We start from the raw sequence: 14,121 nt of genomic DNA, 5'->3' as shown, positions 1-14,121 counted from the left end.
CATGGTCTTCAACAGTTTGAAGCTATCTTCATTGGTTGGAAAACCGCTCTAGCTGGACTTGTGTGTACACGGTAGCTTGGTAAGGGGGGGAGCAGGAATGGAAGTAGTTTCCACCCTTGGTAAGAGATTAGGAATCGGGCCAGTTTCCCCCCTTGGCAAGGGGGGATTAAGGGGGGTAAACCATCGATCGATAAACAATTTTACTTGATCGCAATTCTCGCCGTCTCCATAGCTGAAATCGAGCATTCTATAAGTATCAAAATCAGACAGGGAATTCCCCGTAGCCTCCCAAATATTCAGGCGGCAACTGATTACTATTCGTACTTTATCAAATACCCGTTCTCTCAACTGTGGCGATAGAGTTCCCAGGGAATCCGCTATTCCCATTTCATCCGCGCCGTCCAACAGCAACCAGATTTTTCCTTCACTCAGTAATTCCTGAAATTCTTTCACCCATTCCGCAGGTGCAGCATCCAATTTTCCCGCCGCTATTCGCAGCCAATCTTCGATTAAATATTGGCACAAAGGTTTTTTCACCTCTGCTAAGGATATCCATATCGGCAAATATTCAGTTTCCGCCAATATGTGATCGCAAATTTTCAACAATTGAGTAGTTTTTCCCGCACCCGGTTCGCCTATGACTGCAAGGCGTTTGCCGTTGCTTTTAGGGCTGTCGCTGTTCGCGAGGACTTTTTCGCAAAATTCGTCGTAACTGAGGGGAATGAGTTTTTCGGATTCCTGATAAGCTTGGGAACCTATTTGAGGGGAGAAATCATCGCGACGCTGGGGTTTTTGCTGGCGTTCGATTAATCCCAATGGGACGTGAATCTCGTTGATGTCGATTTTTCGCCCTAAGTCGTTGGCCAAAAAAGTGTTGGCCGCTTGTCGCTTGGCTTGGGCTGCGGCGCGGCAGGTTTCGCGCCAGTCAATTTGGCTTGCTGGCGGCGGAAACTCGGATGTTTTGGCTGTTTCTGGTGCTGAAATGTCGATCGCCCCAGCAAAATACTCACTTAAAAGCCACTTTCGCAGCGTTTCAGCTTTGTGAGAACCGACTGTCTTCAATTGGGGACATTTGCCAGTAAATTTCTTGTAAATCTCGCCCCTCTGCTTCTTATAAGCTTCAGCTTCAATGTTGTCAAGAAGCTCCTTACTATTCGCTTCTATCTCGCTTTCTCGCTTATCGATATTATTTTGTGTAAATCTCTTTATAAATATCTGAATCTGTCCTTGAGTCAGGCCGCAGTCTACAGCCATCCGCTTGAGAAAATCATCCCATACCATGAGCCGAATATTTAGCGATGTAATGATTGAGATAGTAACAGATATTTGCTTAACATGGTGTATTTGCAGTCTAGGTGGAAGATAAGTTCTACTTGAGTTCCACTTGTAGTGGAGGTTTTTGGGACTGATGTTGGGGGGCTACAGGATGCTTTGATAAATGTACTGGTAAATTCATTAATTCATCCAATACCCGCCATGACTACACAACAATTCAAAATCATTTTGGCTCAAAATCCGCAAATTCAATTATGGATTTTGCTGGCTTTCATCGAAGACGCAGAACTAGAAATCCTCGAATCAAGTAAAAAATCACTCTCCCAGGAGTTCAAAGATATTGTCAAAACTCACAAATTTACCTGTGTTGCTGGACAATTGACCGAGTTTGGCCTCGTCAATTTAATCTCGTGGTTAGATCCAGTTTCAGGATTTTGGATTGGTATTGTTTGCTTAATTTGGCACATTTTTCAGGATATTAGGGAAGAAGAGAAAGACAGCGATAGTCACTCTAAATAGGTTCGTAGTAAGGACTTTAGTCCTCGGTTGGATCGTCTGAGCAAATTTTAGGTCGATCGCGGGCGGGAACTCTTAGAACCGCCCCTACAAACCTGAAATCTGCTGTCTTAGCTTCCGAAAGTGCGATCGCACTTCCGATCCCTGTATTCGCCCGCACAAAACAAAAACCCTCCCCAACAAGGAGAAGGGAGGGTGAAAAGACAGTGAAAAATTTAAGTTTTTGCAGAATTAACAATAAGGAGTTACATCCACGCCGCACTCGTCAGCCAAATAACACAAAGCCCGAAAGCGAATCCCAACCACTTGCTCGTAAAGCGGATTTAACTTGCACAGCGGCGGAATGGAAAATAAAGTACGATCGCCAAATTTGACTTCCCGCTCAAACGGACACTGGCTGGGAATAAACTTACACAGCAACCGAGCCAACTTTTGACTTTTAATTGCAGTGTCATCAAGCCATTGTTTTAGCGGATGCAAGGGGTCAAAGTGCGGTTTTTGACCGTAAGGTTGAGAATTTGTAGCGACATTAACGGCTGTTTCTTGTTTGCCAAACGATACCCAATTTGGCAGAGTTCGGTAGGAGACTGTATGATCAAATACGTTCATTTTGCTCTGTTCCTCTTTTATAACGAGGTGCCAAGAACTCTCTGTAGAGCTTGTGCGATATTATCTACAATCAGTATCTACAGCATCTCGTTTTGCTTTACCGGATTGAACTTCTTAAATTAATGACTTAGGGCGAGAAAAGTAGTTCCTGATTTTTTTTAAGACGGTGTGCGCTCTAAAAAGTGTCCTCATTTCAAGCCCAACAATTGATTGATAGGGTAAAATTCTGTTTTCTACGTTCTAGCTTCAACCTTCGGTTGACTCTCCTTTTGTAGTTCAATTACAATTGTGACGCATCGAGGTGAATTATCCTATACGTGAAAATGCGGAACTTTTAATGAAAGTTATAATATTTCTAAATAAGCTCTGCTGCAAAAAACCCTGAAACCTCGCCCCAACAATCTTTGCTCGCGATCGCTCAGAAACTCCTACAATAAGAAATAATCGGTATCACCGCCCTCACAACCCATGAGTAACCCAGAAAGCAAAGCTATCACCCGCGAATTGCAAAGCCACGCCGCCATTCTCGGCGGCTTCGTCTCCCTCCTCTGGATTATCGAAATTGTCGATGTATTCCTGTTCCAAGGCAGGCTGAATACCTACGGAGTCCGCCCCCGCAGCCTCGACGGACTTCAAGGCATCCTGTTGATGCCTTTTCTGCACGGCAATTTTGCTCACTTAGCTGCCAATACCCTCCCTTTAGTGACATTGGGTTGGTTGATAATGCTGCGAGAAATTAGCGACTTTTTTATCGTGAGTGCCGTCACTGTGCTAGTCAGCGGATTCGGAGTTTGGCTGACAGGCGCGCCCTATTCCGTTCACATTGGTGCTAGCGGATTAATCTTTGGTTACTTCGGCTTTTTGCTGCTGCGGGGCTATTTTGAACGCAGCTTTACCTCTATTTTGGTATCTTTAATTGTCGGTTTCTTCTATGGCAGTTTAATTTGGGGAGTTTTGCCCTCGCAGCCGGGAGTTTCCTGGCAAGCGCATTTCTTTGGCTTTATCGGCGGCGTATTAACAGCTCAACTTTTAGGGCGGCAGAAACGGCAAATTAACTAGGATTAGGACTTATGGTGTATCCTATCATCACCTTAGTTTATTGCCCCTAAATTATCTGAAAGCGTAGGTTTTTTGTCAATAAACCTGGTTTCTTGTGTAACAAGTCCGTCCCGGATAGCAAGACTAATTGCTGACCAATAATTCAACGCGGGCCGGCAAGCACACAGTAAAAACCGAACCGCAACCTAACTCGCTTTCAACGTGCATATCCCCACCCATCATTACGCAAAAGTGACGGCTAATAGTCAATCCCAAACCCGTGCCGCCATACTTGCGCGTAGTTGAGGCGTCGCCCTGCATAAATGCTTGAAATAAATGCTGCAATTGTTCGGGGGGAATCCCAATGCCCGTATCAGCTACGCGAAAAATGATTGAGTCGGAAGGTTCTGCTATTTCTTGAGTTGTTAAGCTGTCATGTTTAACTCTTTCAATGCAGAGGGTAATAGTTCCCTGTTCCGTAAATTTGGCTGCATTGCTCAGCAGGTTGAGCAATATTTGACGAGTTTTGGTAATGTCAGCATACATCATTCCCAAGTCGCTACCACAATCCACTTCAAACTTATTAGAATTTTTATCTACCAAGGGTTTGACAGTAGAAACTACCTCGTTAATTAAATTAACCGGATTGAAAGTTTCTAAATAAAGTTCCATCCGCCCTGCTTCAATCTTAGAAATATCTAGAATGTCGCTAATTAAAGACAGCAAGTGTTTGCCGGCCGTTTGAATTCTGTGTAAGTCGGGGATAAAATCTTCGTAGCCTAAATCCTCGGCGTCTTCTTTGAGTATATCGCTGTAACCAATAATCGCGTTGAGGGGAGTTCGCAATTCGTGGCTCATATTAGCTAAAAAGGCGCTTTTGGCTTGGCTGGCTGCTTGGGCGGTTTGAGCGACTTTTTGGAATTCTTCTGCTAATTTGCGCTGGGTAATATCTTCGGCAATACCGACGATGCGGTAAATTTCTCCGGTTTGGCTGCGGACTGGAAAAGCCCGATCGCGCACCCAGCAAACTGAACCGTCGGTTGGCTTAGCCCCCCTAGGGGATCGCACTACCCGATACTCTTCATCATAATCGCCCCGCACCTGTTTCTCAAAAGCAGCCTTGACGCGATCGAGATCCTCCGGGTGAATAGCATCCCAAAAAGCCTCCGGTTCTGACAGCAAACTCTGATAGCTCAAATTCCATATTTTCTCGCAAGCAGGACTGACATAAACGAGCTGCTTTTGATTGGGTTCTCTAATCCAAAATACCTCATGAATATTTTCTGCCAACTGGCGAAACCGCTCCTCGCTAGCCCGCAACTTCTCCACAGCACTGTGAAATTCAGTCACATCCTGAATCAGCGATGCTACCCCAATGATGCTGCCGTCAGCATCAACCAAAGTCGTATTGTACCACTCGCACAGAATTATTTTGCCGTCTTTTCTGATGTTCTCGTTAAGGCTGGTAACTCCTCCTGTATTAGTGAGCAAAGTTATAGATAGTTGCCTGACATACTCCTTAGCACTTTCAGGAACTATGAGATCGACTCCGTGGCGTCCCATTGCTTCCAAGCGGTTGTATCCAAAAATTCTTTCCGCTGACAAATTCCATTCCGCTACTTCAAAGTTTAGATTCCATTCAATCGCTCCCAAAGGAGTTTGGTGAAGATGGAGAGCCAGTTTTTGCTGCGAGTTTTTCAGAGAAATAATTAATTTATTTTTATCAGCGATCGCAGATTCCACCCGATCTTCGAGAGTAGTAAATGACTGTTCCAATTGATCGGCCATCATATTAAAAGAACGAGCCAGGACACCGACCTCATCCTCCCGCTCTACAGACGCCATCAAGCGGGAATCTACTGCCATCGAGTCCCATTCTCCCCGGGACAAAGCCTCCGCAGCCTTGCTCAGACGCCGAATCGGTACAACAATCCACCTAGAAGTCAGAGCGCCAATCGCCGTTGCCAGCACCAAAGCACCCAGACACATCACCACAGTATACCGAGTGTTGGCATGAATCCTTTCCATAAAATCGGCTTCAGGAACCGTCACCACAATCAACCAATCGAGGCCCCTGCTGTCTAAAAGCGGCGTCACCTGTAGAAATTGCCGTTCACCGTCGATCGTAAAATCTAACTGGCGAGATCTGTCAATTTTGTGCAAATCCCCGAAGCGTTCTGTCAAATAGCGGGCGGTCGATCGAATTAGAACATTCTTGCTGCTGGCTGCCACAATCCGTTTCGCAACACCGTTGCTAACAATAAATGGCGGTTCAGGAGTAGAATTTGCCACCAATTGTCCCGACCTTTCTACAATAAAAGTCTGTCCTGATTTGCCAATTTTTAGAGTTTCCAAGAATTGATTGAGCTTGGAAAGTGCCAAGTCAGAACCCAGGATGCCAATAAGTTTACCATCCTTGCCATAAACTGGTTGAGCAGCGGTAATCGCTAGTTTGGGAGCGTCAAAATAATTATAGATTTTACTCCAAGTCGGTTGGCCTGCGCGCACCGGAGCTATGTACCAAGGTCGGACGCGGGGGTCGTAGTTGAGAGTAGTTTTTAATAGCTTGGTTGGTTCCTCGAACTCGGACAGCGCGTAGCTATGCAAATTATAGCCAGTAGATTGATTAGAAATCTGAATTTGCACCTTGCCGTCGTCGAGGCGTTCAACTCCAATAAAATCTTTTTGTTCGGAGGCGAATTGAATGTAGCTAATTTTATCAAAGGTTTTGATTTGTTTGGAGAAGTAGCGTTGCAAATTATCAGCATCCTGCATATTCAAAATGCCGAGACGGATGGCATCGAGATTGAGCTGATTGATTTGGTGTGGCGTTTCAATATAACTATCAATATGTTGCTGGATACGCGATGTGACTTCTGCCCGCAGTTGTGCGGCAACATCGTTGACGGCTATGCGCCCGTTCCGCAGCGACAGCCACCCCGTCAACCCTACTGCAGCGAAAGTCTGGAGGGCAAAAGGCACAACAAGGACGATCCGAATTGGCACTTTGCCTGACATTTTTAAAATTTGGTCGGTCAAATATCTGATTGGCATGATGAAGCAGAAATATTAGAAACCCACAACATTTCGGTAAAGTACAAATTGATGAGCGCCGATTTTGAAGTTGAGATGGTTTTAGTAGGCAAAGTGCTGTTAAGAGTTCGGAATTTGTCGCTGGTAATTGAATTTTTAACGACTGCCACCGTCATCTTAGCGCGATCGGGAGCTTTGGGAACATTGGCGATCGAGATGAATGCAGTATCAATCTTGGACGTACTCTACACGCTCATACTATTATAGATTTGAGATTAAAGAATTAAAGAATTGGGAAAGACTGATTCTGTAAGGGCTTAGAATTTGCCCACAGTTGCATTTTTTTTGAACTGGTATCTCAAACCAGGTTTTTTTAGCGTTTTGGCGGTCTGCAACGAACTATTTTCGTGAAAAACAATGGATGGAGAGCCACCCGTGCGTCCACCACTAACTATTTTTCCCCTCCTGACGCGCGCTAATTAAACCAATCGAGTTTTTGGTTGACTCATGCCAGAAATGACGTATTTTGGCGTTTCAACCCGGTTGCTGCGTCAGTTCTATTTGACCGATAGCGCGATCGAAAATTATAAGTTTTCACAGCAACTGCAATTGATATCTCCACAAGCAGCTACTTTTGATAGAGTGCAACTTAATTCCGGCCAGGTAAAATAAGCATAGTAGGATGCAACTAGCGGAGGCATGGATGATGAACGCAGTTATTGCTACTCTTGGCACTGCTCTCGGACTGAGCTCAATTTTTATCGGTTTGACCCCGGCGGTTCTCGCCCAACAAAGACTGCAACCAGCACCCCAATATTCGGAAACGACTTTATCTGGGGACTCGTTGAGGACTGTGGAGGACAGAACCGTAGACTCTGACTACCAAAACTTGATTGGTGAACCAGAAACGGCGGCTAATTCTGCTAGAAGGGAAAGCAGCTTGGGCGACACATTTCGCCTCAAAATCGATGGCCCATTGGAATTTATTACTACTCCTTCGGACGCCCAGCGTCAAGGAAATCCTTTACCTCCAAAACAAACCGACAGCGGTACAGAAGCGGGAATTCAGCTTCAGCTAGGACTTTAGCAATTTTAAATGAATTCATTTGAAGCAAACGAGCGATCGCCCAAGCCACTTTTTGATTCTCGGAGTTATTGTGACTGCGATCGCTTTTTTATCAGAGTTTTATCACAAGTTTTGTGCGGTTTCCATCACACAAGGTTCTCTATTGTGAACCTAAAATTAGACCAATTAAACTTCCGATACAGATCGATTAGCTACATATCTTTACAATAGCGCATAAAACTGGCGGTGAAGGTGATGGGAAAGGCTCAACTGATAGATTATTTGCGGGGGGAGTTGGCGATATCGAATTCTGCGATCGCCGTTGCTCTCCGACACGGTGAACAAGATGCCAGCGAACTGCCGATGGTTCTGTGGCAGTATGGGTTAGTTACACTGGAACAGTTAAACTTAATTTTTGATTGGTTGGAAGCTCAGCCGACTTAGGATCGCGAATTAAATAACTTACAATTTTAATTGTTATTGTGGGATGGGCGTCCCGCCCGTCCAAAAAGGACGGGCGGGACGCCCATCCCACCAACTTGTGGAAGTTATTTAATTCTCATTCCTTAGCAATTTAAAATCCTGAGTTAAAAAATATGGATATCGGATTGCAATTTTTTGACAAATAAAGCTTGCACAAACGGTGGTCGAAAAGTATAGGGTTGAGTGTTTAGGTTGAGAGTGGGTCTTATTTTGTCCCAATTAGAAAAATACAAATATACAGTAGGGACACAGCAGTGCTGTGTCCTCATTTTTGTTGCCGCCTAAAATAAACTGCTTTCATATCAAATCTGGCAGCATCGGAATTAATATTACCCACAGCTTTCGAGACGGCAGTGCCGTCTCCTCTATATCAAGTCGCTCGTGCAACCGGAAACGGTATCAATCTGTCGAAGAGGCGATCGCCGACGGCATCCAACAGACGGCATAAAACAAACCCCAGCAACTTTTAGGTCGCCGGGGCTTGTCTTGTTTAATTTGGTGGCGGGAAGTGGATTTGAACCACTGACCTTCGGGTTATGAGCCCGACGAGCTACCAGGCTGCTCTATCCCGCGTCGCTTTGTCTCTTTACTAATATAAACATATCTTTCTGAAAATTGCAACCCCTAAATCAAAAAAAATTTTAGATTGTGGGAGGGGTTGCTGAAATCGTCTCAGAGTCTCGATCGCCCTAAAGCATCGAAACTTCCCCGACTACCTCCAAGCGCTTGAACTCGCTGAGAGTCAGGTAAGTCTCTGCAAGAGTTTCGGCGATCGTCGGAGTAATCCAGCCCAACTGCTTGAGCAAATGAATCGCCACAGCAAATTGAGCGCGCTTGCCACCATCCGTTATCTTAATCGCCAAACCCATGCCTTCGCCAACCCGGCCAATGCACTGCACCCCTTCGGCGCCGGACTTGCTCACCAATTCGCCTTGAGTCAAGCGCATCAGTTCCGTGTCAAATTTGCCCTCACCGGCAACCATCATCGGGTGGTGAGTCATAGCCCGCACAATCCGCTCCATATCCACATTGTCGCCGGAGGCCAACTTAGCGTATAAAGACGCCATTTGTCCCAACTGCAATAGATAGGTAGGAGCGCCGCAGTCGTCGCGAGCGCTGATAAACTCTTCAGCCGGCATTGCTAGCAAGTCAGCCACTTTGCCCAAAATAAGCTGCTGGACGGGATGTTTGCGGCGCAAATAAGTTTCCAGCGGCCAGTGCATTTGCTGACAGACAGCCAGCATTCCGGCGTGTTTGCCGGAACAGTTGTATTGCAGGGGGCTTTTTTTGCCTTCAGGAATGGGGCATTGAAGTTTAGATGGGTCTATGTCGCAGCGCCACAGGACGTTAAACACCTGCCGCGATTGCTCGATCGTACCTTGATGAGAACTGCAAATAATCGCTAAATCTCGATCGGTCAATTCGTAGCGTTCCAAAGTGCCGCTCGCCGTCACAGCCAAAGCTTGAAAAGGCTTGAGAGAAGAACGCACAAATGTCGCCGTTTCCGAGTTACCGGCAACGGACAGAACGCGCCCGCGCTTGTCGCAGACAGCGGCTTGGGCGCGATGCCTAGATTCCACAATACCTTCGCGCAGCAGTGTGACTTCCAGTTCGGGAGCTTGGGTTCGTTTTCCCCTTGTCATATCAATTTTAGATTTTAGATTTTAGATTTTAGACTGGGGCCCGTGAAAGTTTTGAGTTGCCAGTTGTAATTTGTGAGTTGCGGGTTGCTTCGTTAATCTTTTGGCGATCATTTCTCACTCAAAACTTGCGGAGCGGACACTCTTGGCACCCCCCCCTACAACTCAAAACTCTCTTGTTACCATTTTCGATTACAAACAGCTCCAAATTATTCCCCCGGCAACCAGCAATACTGTCAAACCATAAAATGTCTGCCGCAGACGCCTGAGAATTGGTTCTAGTTCGTAGTTGACTATCAATTGGTCTTGAGCTAAAACTTCGGGAGTTTTCGGCCAAGCTTGACAATCGTACCAGCCAGACTCTTCGTAGACGACTGTGGGATTGTCCAGGCGCGATCGCACGTAGAACCAACCCAAGTAAAGTCGCAGCAAAGCTAATCCTAGAATAAAACCGGCACCGGCAGCACCGCACAGCAAAAACTGAACTGGATACTTGCCTGGAGCAAAGCTGGCTGCTGCGAGTGGCCCGGATATCAAGCAACTCCAACCGCATACCCAAGCCAGTTTTGCCAGATATGCGGGCCAATCGAGAGTTACCCAGCTAAAAAACCAGGATTCTGTAAGTTCTTGGTATTCATTGACCGGGCGCTGTTCTTGGGGAACAGGACAAATAGAAACAGAAGCGTTTTTCACATTAGCGTTCCTCTGCGACTGAAAAATCAAGGCGATCGGCGTGTCCCCAGAACGCTTCTAAATTGTAGAATTCGCGCTCTTGAGGTTTAAAGATGTGGATAATCGCGTCGCCGTAGTCCATGACGACCCAACTGGCGTCTGATAGCCCTTGTGTACGCAGTGGCAACCGTCCCCATTCTTCTTCTACTTGGTCGGCGATGGCTTGGGAGATGGCTCGTACCTGGACGTTGGAAAATCCGGTGACGATCGCAAAGTAGTCTGCCAGATAGCATACTTCTGACACTTGGAGCAATACAATATCAACTGCTTTGCGGTCATCGGCAGCTTGGGCCGCGGTCATGATCAGGCCGCGCGCTTCGTCTGGGGAGGTGCTGTCGGTTACTGTAGACTGAGTTCTGGAATATTCGAGTTGGGTTAGATCTGACATTAAGTGTTTAAGTTCCTAATTGAGACAGTAAAGGGGAATCGGTTGTTGGCAGTTTGAGACTGGAAATAGGAGTTAGGTTCAAGCCAAAAGTAAGTACAGGATTGCTGGTAAATTTTACTGTTAACTTGTGATTTGTTCGATCGACTTTCCCGTCGAATTTCCTGTTTCCGGCGATTCCGCGCGAGCCATAAGCAGCGCCCAATTGCGGGTAAGTACGGTGCGCGGGTGAATGTAGCAGCGAGTTTCTAGCAAATATTTCAGAGAATAATCGCTAGTTTGCCACACGGCGGCATAAAGATTTTGCATACTTGCTTCGCGCAGTGCTGCTAGTTCGGCTGTGTTGCCGCGGCTCGGCTCTATAGTATCTGCTATAAATACGGTACAACTGAGCTGGCTCATGTTTGGTCTGCCGAGGGTGTGATTGGCGATCGCGTCCAAAATTTCTCGATCGACCACCCCGAATTCGTCTCTAGCGACGATCGCGCTGGCGTCTGCGTGCAGCAAATGCGGGTGTGCTTCCAACACTGAGTCTAACTCTAAACCTTCCTTCTGAGCCATAAGCAGCAGCAGTTGGGGTTTAAAGTATTTTGCCAAATCGTGCAGCAGTCCTGCCGATCGAGCTTTTGCTTCGTCGAGGCCGTAATGGCGAGCCAAGTCACCTGCTGTTTGTTCGACTCCGAGGATATGTGTGATGCGGGCGGCAGGAACGCGGTGTGAGAGCCAAGCTAGGACGTTTTCGCGATCGGGTGCAAGTGTCAAATATTAACTCCCAAATTGTTGGATCTACTATTTTAGCGTTTTGTTTTAATGGACTGCGGCGTCGGGTAGCAGCGGTGTTGGGATATTTGGGGTGATTGGGCGAAGGGGGCGAAGTGGGCGATCCAAAGATGTGTTAAAGTAAGTGGCTGTAACGACAAATTGTAGTTACAATATCTAGTGACAATCAAGGTATGGAATTTGAGTGGGATGAGACTAAACGTCTTACCAACCTTAGCAAACATGGAATTGACTTTATCGACGTTCCATTAGTTTTTGATGGAGAAATCGTAACAGTTGAGGATGAACGATTCAGTTATGGAGAGCAAAGGTTTGTGACTTTTGGTTTGTTGCAAGGGCGAGTAGTCGCTATCGTCCATACGGAACGAGAGGAATGTACCCGCATTATTTCTGCTAGAAAAGCAACTAAATATGAACAACGAATTTACTTCGAGCAAATCTCAAACTGACTGGCAACGCCTAGATGCCATGACTGATGAAGATATTGATTTCTCTGATTGCCCTGAAATTACGCCTGAAATGTTTGCTAAAGCCATAGTTCAGCGAGGCTTGCCCAACCCTAAGACTAAAGCTCAAGTTACCTTACGCATTGACAGTGATGTTTTGGAGTGGTTTAAATCTCAAGGTCGTGGTTATCAAACCCAGATCAATACCTTACTGCGAGAATACATGAAAGCCCATCAATAATGGATTTGCTATTTTTTGTTATTATTTCATTTGTTTTACTTTTATTTAGTGCGATAAAAGGTTATTTTGTACTTTATCCGTTGCTAGCTTCTATGGCAATTTTTATTGCCATTTTGTTGAGAAGAGGATTTCATATAAACAGCTTAATCAAAATGGCTGTTGCTGGAAGTCAAAAGTCTTTTTCAGTAATCGGTATTTTACTGTTAATCGGGGCAGTCATGGCCGTCTGGATGGCTGCGGGGACAGTTCCGGTTCTCGTATATTGGGGAATTAAATTGATTAGCCCTCAGTATTTTATCTTTTGGGCGTTTATCTTAACTAGCACGGTTTCTGTGCTGCTGGGAACTTCCTTTGGTACTGCGAGCACGATCGGCATTGCTTTAACGATCGCAGCCAAGGGCAGCGGTGTCAATCCCAATACGATCGCCGGGGCAATAATTGCCGGAGCTTATTTTGGCGATCGGTGTTCTCCGATGTCTTCTAGCGCTAATTTGATTGCCGCCATTACCCGCACAGACATTTATACAAACCTCAAAAATATGGCGGTAACAGCTTTTTACCCGCTGATAGTTTCCAGCATCTTGTATTTAATCTTATCCTTAGCAAATCCCGTAGAAGTTGCTGGAAACAACCTGGCTTTGGAACTTGGCAAAGCCTTCAATCTCAACTGGATAACTTGGTTGCCAGCCTTGACAATTTTAATTATTTGTGTTTTGCGAGTTGAGGTCAAAATTGCCATGACTGTTAGTCTAATTGCCGGAAGCGCGATCGCCATTTTACTCCAAGGTTATTTGCCGCTGGACATTCTGCAATTCGCGATCGCCGGATTCAAGTTAGAATCAACTTCTAGTTTAAAAGATATTGTGGCGGGAGGAGGGATTTTGTCGATGGTCAAAGTTTCAATAATTGTAATTGTATCGACAGCATTTGCCGGCCTTTTTGCCGGGACGAGAACGTTAGAATTTATTGAATTGTATCTAAACAAAGCTCGAACCAGAGGCGATTTATTTGGGGGGACGACAATCATAGGAATTTTAGCGGCTGCATTTGGCTGCACCCAAACAATCGCCATCCTTCTAACTCATCAGTTAGTTGAGGAAAAATACCGAAAAGAGGGATTAGATAATTATCAACTTGCTGTAGACTTAGAAAACACCGCTGTTGTGATTTCTCCATTAATTCCTTGGAATATCGCCGGATTAGTGCCTGCAACTATCTTGAGCGTCAATGCAGATTTTATCCCTTATGCCTTTTATTTATATCTAATTCCCATCTTTAACTGGATTCAAATGAAACTGACAAAACCACCTAGAAACAATCAAACAAAATAAAAAAATGTTTCGCATTCATTCTCTCTATTTTCTTGAATTATCTGCGTCAATCTGTGTTGATATGCCCTTCATCTGCGGTAGCTATATCAATCAAATGATTGTGCAACATAAATCATGAACAATAAAATGTCAATGGGTTATTCTTTGGCAGTAGTTGCGACGATTATTTGGGCGGGAAACTTCATCGTTGCTAGAGCTTTAAATCAGGATATTTTGCCAGTAGGTTTAGCTTTTTGGCGATGGGCGATTGCTGTGGCAACTTTAGCTCCATTCACGGTGCGGGCGGCAGTTGCTGACTGGAAATTGATTAAAAAATATCTCCCTTACTTGACTGTATCGGCGCTTTCCGGCGTGACTACTTTTAATAGACCTCTTGCAAAATTCATTTTAATCAAATTTTGTAACAGGCAAGATGCCTGTTCCACAAGAAAAAATGTTTTTTGTGGAACGGGCATCTTGCCCGTCCTAGTTAGGGCTTGCTGAATCAGTGGTTGAAGTAAACACGGTATGGATTTTCGGACGAATAAAGGCAGTAATGGTGCAAGA

The 14,121-nt window shown here is 45.4% G+C and carries 17 protein-coding genes and 1 tRNA gene; 10 read left to right on the top strand and 8 right to left on the bottom strand.

What is annotated here, in order from left to right:
* Positions 1 to 48: 48 nt before the first annotated feature.
* Complete coding sequence (locus QUA44_RS29145; RefSeq protein WP_333257251.1) at positions 49 to 1,281, bottom strand: NACHT domain-containing protein; 1,233 nt, start codon at positions 1,279 to 1,281, stop codon at positions 49 to 51.
* 195 nt (positions 1,282 to 1,476) lie between these two features.
* Between QUA44_RS29145 and QUA44_RS29140 the strand changes: the two genes are divergently transcribed.
* Positions 1,477 to 1,794: a hypothetical protein gene (locus QUA44_RS29140; protein WP_333257254.1), complete on the top strand. Its 318-nt coding sequence runs from the start codon at positions 1,477 to 1,479 to the stop codon at positions 1,792 to 1,794.
* A 228-nt stretch (positions 1,795 to 2,022) separates the two neighbouring features.
* Here the strand turns inward: QUA44_RS29140 and QUA44_RS29135 are convergent, their stop codons facing one another.
* Positions 2,023 to 2,400, bottom strand: a complete 378-nt coding sequence (locus QUA44_RS29135) for a Mo-dependent nitrogenase C-terminal domain-containing protein (RefSeq protein ID WP_333257256.1) — start codon at positions 2,398 to 2,400, stop codon at positions 2,023 to 2,025.
* A gap of 468 nt (positions 2,401 to 2,868) precedes the next feature.
* Here QUA44_RS29135 and QUA44_RS29130 point away from each other — a divergent pair, with 468 nt between their 5' ends.
* A complete protein-coding gene (locus QUA44_RS29130) occupies positions 2,869 to 3,459 on the top strand; it encodes a rhomboid family intramembrane serine protease (protein ID WP_333257259.1) in 591 nt (196 codons plus the stop codon).
* 123 nt (positions 3,460 to 3,582) lie between these two features.
* On the opposite strand, the gene QUA44_RS29125 is transcribed toward QUA44_RS29130, so the two are convergent.
* Entirely contained in the window at positions 3,583 to 6,456 is a 2,874-nt protein-coding gene (locus tag QUA44_RS29125) for a PAS domain S-box protein (RefSeq protein WP_333257261.1), read from the bottom strand.
* A gap of 9 nt (positions 6,457 to 6,465) precedes the next feature.
* Between QUA44_RS29125 and QUA44_RS29120 the strand changes: the two genes are divergently transcribed.
* From QUA44_RS29120 to QUA44_RS29105, 4 genes are all read left to right on the top strand, one after another.
* Positions 6,466 to 6,738 (top strand): hypothetical protein, encoded by a 273-nt coding sequence (locus tag QUA44_RS29120; protein ID WP_333257264.1) that lies wholly within the window; start codon positions 6,466 to 6,468, stop codon positions 6,736 to 6,738.
* Positions 6,739 to 7,174: 436 nt separating this feature from the next.
* Positions 7,175 to 7,558: a hypothetical protein gene (locus QUA44_RS29115; RefSeq protein WP_333257270.1), complete on the top strand. Its 384-nt coding sequence runs from the start codon at positions 7,175 to 7,177 to the stop codon at positions 7,556 to 7,558.
* A gap of 234 nt (positions 7,559 to 7,792) precedes the next feature.
* The gene (locus QUA44_RS29110; protein WP_333154168.1) at positions 7,793 to 7,981 is read left to right on the top strand and encodes a DUF2949 domain-containing protein; all 189 of its coding nucleotides are present in this window, start codon (positions 7,793 to 7,795) and stop codon (positions 7,979 to 7,981) included.
* A gap of 298 nt (positions 7,982 to 8,279) precedes the next feature.
* Positions 8,280 to 8,468, top strand: coding sequence for a hypothetical protein (locus tag QUA44_RS29105; protein WP_333276833.1), 189 nt, complete (start codon positions 8,280 to 8,282; stop codon positions 8,466 to 8,468).
* A gap of 48 nt (positions 8,469 to 8,516) precedes the next feature.
* Here QUA44_RS29105 and QUA44_RS29100 read toward each other — a convergent pair.
* The 5 genes from QUA44_RS29100 to yqeK form a co-directional block, all read right to left on the bottom strand.
* Positions 8,517 to 8,593 (bottom strand) — tRNA-Met (locus QUA44_RS29100).
* A gap of 116 nt (positions 8,594 to 8,709) precedes the next feature.
* Entirely contained in the window at positions 8,710 to 9,663 is a 954-nt protein-coding gene (locus tag QUA44_RS29095; protein ID WP_333257418.1) for an asparaginase, read from the bottom strand.
* Positions 9,664 to 9,852: 189 nt separating this feature from the next.
* A complete protein-coding gene (locus QUA44_RS29090; protein ID WP_333257415.1) occupies positions 9,853 to 10,353 on the bottom strand; it encodes a CGLD27 family protein in 501 nt (166 codons plus the stop codon).
* A gap of 1 nt (position 10,354) precedes the next feature.
* Positions 10,355 to 10,780, bottom strand: a complete 426-nt coding sequence (rsfS, locus tag QUA44_RS29085) for a ribosome silencing factor (RefSeq protein ID WP_333257412.1) — start codon at positions 10,778 to 10,780, stop codon at positions 10,355 to 10,357.
* A 120-nt stretch (positions 10,781 to 10,900) separates the two neighbouring features.
* Complete coding sequence (yqeK, locus tag QUA44_RS29080; RefSeq protein WP_333257411.1) at positions 10,901 to 11,539, bottom strand: bis(5'-nucleosyl)-tetraphosphatase (symmetrical) YqeK; 639 nt, start codon at positions 11,537 to 11,539, stop codon at positions 10,901 to 10,903.
* A 191-nt stretch (positions 11,540 to 11,730) separates the two neighbouring features.
* Here yqeK and QUA44_RS29075 point away from each other — a divergent pair, with 191 nt between their 5' ends.
* The 4 genes from QUA44_RS29075 (at position 11,731) to QUA44_RS29060 (ending at position 14,058) form a co-directional block, all read left to right on the top strand.
* On the top strand, positions 11,731 to 12,006 hold the full coding sequence (locus QUA44_RS29075; protein ID WP_265239648.1) for a BrnT family toxin: 276 nt from the start codon (positions 11,731 to 11,733) through the stop codon (positions 12,004 to 12,006).
* Entirely contained in the window at positions 11,969 to 12,244 is a 276-nt protein-coding gene (locus QUA44_RS29070) for a BrnA antitoxin family protein (RefSeq protein WP_106334313.1), read from the top strand. The genes QUA44_RS29075 and QUA44_RS29070 overlap by 38 nt, the downstream gene beginning before the upstream one ends.
* Positions 12,245 to 12,396: 152 nt before the next feature.
* Positions 12,397 to 13,575, top strand: a complete 1,179-nt coding sequence (locus tag QUA44_RS29065) for a Na+/H+ antiporter NhaC family protein (protein WP_333257406.1) — start codon at positions 12,397 to 12,399, stop codon at positions 13,573 to 13,575.
* A 114-nt stretch (positions 13,576 to 13,689) separates the two neighbouring features.
* The gene (locus QUA44_RS29060) at positions 13,690 to 14,058 is read left to right on the top strand and encodes an EamA family transporter (RefSeq protein ID WP_333257403.1); all 369 of its coding nucleotides are present in this window, start codon (positions 13,690 to 13,692) and stop codon (positions 14,056 to 14,058) included.
* Positions 14,059 to 14,121 lie beyond the last annotated feature (63 nt).

It is taken from the genome of Microcoleus sp. N9_A2, assembly GCF_036701775.1.
Classification (GTDB): domain Bacteria; phylum Cyanobacteriota; class Cyanobacteriia; order Cyanobacteriales; family Microcoleaceae; genus Microcoleus.
The sequence above is the reverse complement of the archived record's forward strand: the minus strand, read 5'-3'. Positions and strand labels throughout refer to the sequence as shown.